The 6285-nt window shown below is 34.1% G+C and carries 6 protein-coding genes; 1 reads left to right on the forward strand and 5 read right to left on the reverse strand.

Annotated elements, in window-relative coordinates:
* The 3 genes from SOP96_RS19830 to SOP96_RS19840 all read right to left on the reverse strand — a co-directional run.
* Positions 1–652, reverse strand: a 652-nt coding sequence (locus SOP96_RS19830) for a tyrosine-type recombinase/integrase (RefSeq protein WP_326322596.1), incomplete at its 3' end; no start/stop codon positions are given.
* Positions 621–1445 (reverse strand): tyrosine-type recombinase/integrase, encoded by an 825-nt coding sequence (locus SOP96_RS19835; protein ID WP_326322584.1) that lies wholly within the window; start codon positions 1443–1445, stop codon positions 621–623. The genes SOP96_RS19830 and SOP96_RS19835, both read right to left, overlap by 32 nt.
* A gap of 140 nt (positions 1446–1585) precedes the next feature.
* A complete protein-coding gene (locus tag SOP96_RS19840; protein WP_326322597.1) occupies positions 1586–3832 on the reverse strand; it encodes a CHC2 zinc finger domain-containing protein in 2247 nt (748 codons plus the stop codon).
* Positions 3833–3980: 148 nt separating this feature from the next.
* On the opposite strand from SOP96_RS19840, the gene SOP96_RS19845 reads away from it, so the two are divergent.
* On the forward strand, positions 3981–4346 hold the full coding sequence (locus SOP96_RS19845) for a helix-turn-helix domain-containing protein (protein ID WP_326322586.1): 366 nt from the start codon (positions 3981–3983) through the stop codon (positions 4344–4346).
* Positions 4347–4631: 285 nt separating this feature from the next.
* On the opposite strand, the gene SOP96_RS19850 is transcribed toward SOP96_RS19845, so the two are convergent.
* The gene (locus SOP96_RS19850; protein ID WP_326322587.1) at positions 4632–4910 is read right to left on the reverse strand and encodes an EF-Tu C-terminal domain-related protein; all 279 of its coding nucleotides are present in this window, start codon (positions 4908–4910) and stop codon (positions 4632–4634) included.
* A 9-nt stretch (positions 4911–4919) separates the two neighbouring features.
* On the reverse strand, positions 4920–6002 hold the full coding sequence (locus SOP96_RS20040) for an RHS repeat-associated core domain-containing protein (protein WP_411912000.1): 1083 nt from the start codon (positions 6000–6002) through the stop codon (positions 4920–4922).
* Positions 6003–6285 lie beyond the last annotated feature (283 nt).

Raw genomic sequence — 6285 nt, forward strand, 5'->3', positions numbered from 1 at the left:
ATACAAGATAGTTGATGTCGTCTTTTGTAATTGCTGACCCAAGTTTATTCAGTAGAAAAAAAGAAGTTTTTTGCCTTTCTAATTTCTCTCTTTCTTCCTGTAAATATTGATAAAACAACAATATTTGTTCTGCTTTTAAATCTAAAATCCTACTGTTTGTAATTCCTGATTTCTGAACTTTTATTTTTGCATTTTGTAAATCTAAATCTTCGATTTTCAGTTTCTCAATATCTCCAACTAATAACGCCTGATTCACCAGTAAACTCATTATAATTTGGTTTCTTTTTTCCAATATCGGATATCGTTCTTCTCTTGGTTCTAAAAGCTTTTTTAATTCCTTTTCTGTCAGTAATTCCTGTAATTGTATCGGGTTTTCTTTGCCGTCTTTTATCCTGATATTTCCTGCAATATTTGTTTTTATCTTTCCTGTTTCTACTAAATAATCGTAGTATTTTTTTATCGCATAAACCGTTCTTTTTACGCTTTGTGGAGTATAGCTTTTTCTTAAGTATTCTACATATTCCATTAGATTCTGATAGCTCAGTTTCTCCGGATTTTTATTATGCTTTTTAAACTTTTCTATTTCGTAGAGATAGTTTTTTACAGTTCCTCCAGATAGTTCATTTTGCAGATAGTTTTCCAGTTCCATCATTGATTCTTGTGTAGATTTGAGTTGTTCCTAAATATTGATGTCCTAAAAAATCCCTCACTTTTTCAAGCTCCATTCCCTGTTCCAGAAGTTGTGTAGCAATTGTATGCCTTAAACAATGTAATGTAAATCCTTGATTATTCAACTCTGCTTTTTTGAGTAACTTTTTAAATTCTTCGTAGATTCTTGTTGCTGTAATGTTCAATAAATATTCTTTTCCTTCAGATGAAAAAATAAAGTCTTTAATATCTTTCTGAACTTGTTTTGTAAATGGAATAACTCTGCGCTTTTTACCTTTTCCTTTTTTGATGTAGAGTAGATTATTTTCTAAATCAATATCCTTAATCTTTAGTTCTGATGCTTCGCTTCTCCTCATTCCGCACGCATAACACAGATGTAATATGATGGTTTGTAATGATGTGCTTTTATTGTATAATCTTCTGATTTCTTCGTCTGTAAATACTTTTCTCTCTTCTGATTTCGGAGTTTTAATTTTCAGCTGGTAAGGATTGAGTTTTATGGTTCCGGATCTTTGTAAATATTCAAAGTAGAGTTTGATGGCCAATGCAATAGAGTGGAGATAGTTATCACTTAAAGCCTTTTTAGTTCTCGGGCTTATGACCGTTTTCAGATAACTGTAATACTCTAAAATGTCCTGGCTTTGTACTTCAAAATTTTCTTTCCGGATATATTTTAAAAACTTTGCAATCTGCTTTGGATAGGAGTTTATAACGGTTTTACAATACCCTAAATTCTGTAGTTCTTTTCTAAATTGTAGTATATTTTCTTCATCCATTTGTATTAGTATGACGGTTTTGCTTTTGTGTTTTCTGTGGAAAATGGAAACAAACGATTTTTTACTATAACCTATTGATTTTCAACAACTCTTGTTTCCGTTTAGTTTCCGCTAGCTTCCGGACTTTGCAAGTCAGGCAATTATTTATTCTTTGTTTTTAAACGTTCTATAATTTTATGGAAGTGGTCTTTTAATTCCTGTCTGACTTTTCCGATATCGTCGCTGTAACCGATTTTATAGGTAAATCCTTTGTTTACAAAACCTTTCTGTTTCAGATATTCCAACCGTACCAATTCGTTCAGATAAACCTGCAATTGGCTTTTCTTAAAACCTGTATATTCCATTGCTTCAAAACGATTAAATTCTCTCTGCTCAAAACGTTTCTTCAGCTTTTCTAAAAACTGTCTCAGACTTCCGTCCAGCTCGTCAATCTTCAAAATAATACTCTCAAAAAGTATCTCAATTCCCTGTTCCAGATCTTCGATTTCTGTAATTAATTTCCCGTCATCGGTCTGTTTTCTCTGATATTGATTTAGGATGGTGATTTGCTTGATAATACTTTGTACCATTTCGTTCAACCGCCTTTTATTCTTCACTTTATCGGGCAATTGCAGTTCCATTGCGTAAGGATTTACCACTTCATAACATTTCAGATTCTTGACTAATTTCTGTATAAAACTGATGGCTTTCTGCTCGTTGTCCCGGTGAATCATTCCTGCATTTTTCAGGTTCTGATAATCAATAATTTTCCTGGTCTGTTCCTCGCTTTCATTGATGGCGACAATAAAACTGCGGTTCATATTGTCCTCATACGTTTCGCCTTTTGTGGTGGCTGATAAACTTGAGAACTGACCTTTTACAATCTTATGACTGGATTTATTATTTCCTTTTTTATCTTTGATGGTTACGGAACTTCTCAATACCTGGTTCGATATAAATTCTCTTAAGGCATACAAAGCATCTTCTTTTAATCCGTCCAGATCTTCTATGATGATGATCTTCTGGAATAAATCGAACTCGCCCCAATTATATAAACTGGATTCTGTAATTCTTGTAAATCTCAGAACATCTTCCTGTGGCATTAAGTCTGCAATTCTTGAGATAATATGCGTTTTTCCGCTTCCGGAACTTCCCTGGACAATTCCGTGTAACGGACTTTTATTTAAGTAACTTATCGTAATTAAAAAGAGTAGAAGGCGGCTGTTTTCCTCCCCGATAATTCCGGCTTTTTCAATTAATTGGTTCAGGTTCTGAAGTAAATTTTTCTGCTCTAAAAAGTCGATTGCTGTTTTCGGTTCTGCTCTTGGTTCTGCTTCTGTAACTTTTATTGTTTCAGTTGAAAGAAAAATATCTTTTCTATTATTCAGTAATTCTACAAATATTGTTTCATCGTGTAACTGCAAAGTCTCATTTATATCATTGTTCGGCACTTCGACTACGCTCAGTGTGACAGATTTACATTCTTGTTTCAACAGTTCTGCATATTTCTTTACTGCTCCTTTTCCTGCTTTATCCTGGTCAAAACAGAAAATAATTTCTTCAAGTTCCGGAAGTTCTTTTATTGTGTTTAAAATCTCTTCATTCAATCCATTAGTTCCAAAACAGCTTATGAGACTGTAATTGTCTCTGATTTCTTTTATCTGAAGTAAACTCGCACAATCGATGATTGCTTCTGTAAGAATGAGTTTTTTAGTATCTGATTTTGGATAGTTTGGATAGATTCCGGAACGATTTTTCAGATAATAATGCTTGGCTTTATCATCGTTTAAAATACTTCTAAAGTATAATCCTGTAACTTCATTCTTCTGATTTCTCAGCGCAAAACAGATACACCATTTCGCAAAAGGACTATACCCTTTTTCTCCGGTTCTGCTGTTGATTTGTCCTTTATCCTGCAACAGTCCAACTTCTAAAGCCTGTCTCAATAGTTCTTCCGTTTTCCTTTCCCCGTGATGGAACTGACCAGAGTTATAGCCGATTTCTAAAATGCTATTATCCAGATTTCTCTTTTCCAAATATTTCTTTGCAGGCTTGCTGTTGCTTATCGCATTCCTAAAATATTGGAACATATTATTAAGGAACTTTTCTTTACTTATCTCTTGGTTTCCGGAACCTGGATTTAAAATCTCTTCAGCTTTTTTTATCGCTTCGTGCTTTGATAAATTTTCTTTGTGCATTATAAAATCGATCACATCCATACTTTTGCCGTGCGTTTTGCAATTACTGCTAAAACAATATGCTGTCTGCGTTTTGTAATAGATCTGCATTGATGGCGTTTTATCTTCGTGGAACGGACAGCACATTTTATTGTTCTTATCAGGTTTTAAACCGTAATAATGCAGAACATTTGCAATTGATAACTGGGATTTTATTTCTGTAATCTCCATAAATAGAGGGTTTAATTTATTTTGTGCCTATTTGTCTATTGCAAATCTATAAATTAATTTCCTTTTAGTCAAATAATTATTTTACTATTTGGATATTATTTGTTATTTATGGACTTTTTGGATATTTTTGTTTGTAAATATTCTGACAATGGATTTAGGACAAAATATAAAAGCACTAAGAGAACAAAAAGGACTTTTGCAAAAGCAAGTCGCTACAGAAATAGGTTTGGGGATTTCTCATTACAATAAGATTGAGAACGGACAACGTGAAGCTTCCGTTGAGATGCTTGATAAACTGGCTAAATTTTACGGTGTTTCCATTGACCAGATTGTACATCCGGATAATGAAGTTCCTACCGAAGTTGTGGTAGAAGATAAAACCCTGATAGAACAGGTAAGGTTAATAAATGGACTGGAAGAAAAAGATAAAAATGTAATCTTCGCTATGCTCGAAACAATGATTACCAAACAAAAATTTAAAGATTTCTTTAATAAAAATGTAGCCGCTTTATAAAACAAACCCACCGCAATTGCAGTGGGTTTGTTTTATCCGCTCAAAGTCACAGACTTTGCGCAGCGGGGGAAATGCTTACTACCAAAAAATTCAAAGACTTCTTTGATAAAAATATTGCTGCGCTATAAATACAAAACCCACCGCTTTGCGGTGGGTTTATTTTTTCTACCGGCACGAGCGGGACGCTCGCGCTAGCGAGGGGAAGGAAGTTTTTTTGTATCATATTTTGTTGAAGTTTCCGAAGAAAGATAAATAAAAAAAGCCACCAAATTCGATGGCATGATTTTAAATTTCTATTATTTCAATTTCTCCTAAAGGTTTTTTAGATTCTGTAAATAGAATCTTTTCTCCCACATGGAGCTTGTTTCCAAAGTAATCATCAGATATAAATTCAATTTCAACCTCAGTTTCTTCACCTGGATACACCATCTTTTTTTCAGAAGATAGCATAATTCTACCTGATACTAGACTTGTTGAATCAAAATCAAAGAGAGGTCTATACCCATTCTGAAATGGGGTTTCTCTACCTCCTTTATATAATAATAATTTTGCTCTAATTTTCATAATAATTTATTATTTAGCCACAGGGCTATATTTTAAAGCCTCTATACTMTTTATAGCTCGAAGTTGATTTGCAGGAATTGAAGTTGCAGGTAAACCATCAGCAGTAAAATTAGTAGCAGATTTCATAACTGCATTTGGAACTTGTACTCTTATAATTGTCATAGGCGTTTGATCCCAATTATACAACCATTTTCCAAATTGAGAAGCATTTGATGCACTATTTGTAAAAAGTTTACCTGTTTCGTATCCTGCGCTAGAAACTCTCAATGCCCCACTTGCAGAAATATCACTTAATTCAGCAGGTGATACAGCTCTATACAATGTAGTCCCTGTAATTCTTCCATAACCACCTGCTGCAAACCCACTTGCTACATCCCTCATTTGCTCAATATGACCACTATTCATTAGTCTAAAAGTTCTATCAAGTCGAGATTCTCCAGCATTATAGTTAGGATTATCACGATAAGCTCTATATTGTTCTAAAGGATTAGGGTTAGAACTTTCTGCCAAAAATGAATGCACACCTTCTGAAAACATACTATTTGTAGAACCCATAATAGTTGTTCCTCCTTCTGTAACTGTATCTGAACCTGTATCTAAAACAGTTCCTGAAGCATTAGAGACTGTACCATTGTCATGGAAAGTATATTGCGACAATACCCCTTCGCTATTACTTGTAGTAAGTGTACTACCTTCACCAAGATGTTGTGCTGATTCTCCATATTTACCAACTGCATCCGCCTGAGACTTTACAGATGCATCAAAAAATACCTGACTACCTCTTTTTATCCAATCTTCCCCTTGCATACCTGTTGGGTCTATAATGTTGATTGGATTGTTATAAGTATATCCATAGGGGTCTAAGGTTGTAGAACTTAAAGGGTCATGTGTTCCAAATCTCCCAATATCCGGCATATAGAATCTCGCCCCATAATCATACATTCCCGTCTCCTGCAGTTCTTTGCCGTTGTACTTATACTGATACGAAGGATTTCCTGCCAAAGCATTATACCCTTCATGCTTTAACCCAAAAGGATAATAGTTGTTTTCTTCAAGAACTTCTATTCCGCTGCCATTGTGGAAGTAGCTCACACGTACAGTACCTCAATGGTCAACATAGTGACAAATATACTTATTATTTTCAAAATATATTAAACCCACTACAAGTGCGGTGGGTCTTGATTAGTGTTCATAGATTACAATTTGCGAGATTAAGTTATTATTCTCCGTGTGTATATTTAATCACTTTTCTTGTCTTTACATTTACTTCTGCGTAAGCTACACCAGTGATTTCGTCTTTTGTATAAGATCCTTTTATTATGTATATGCGATCTTTTTTCTTTTGTCCTCTAAATGTTTTTTCTTTCTTTATTGT

Origin of the sequence: Chryseobacterium salviniae (assembly GCF_035819015.1) — a bacterium.
Taxonomy (GTDB): Bacteria; Bacteroidota; Bacteroidia; order Flavobacteriales; family Weeksellaceae; genus Chryseobacterium; species Chryseobacterium salviniae.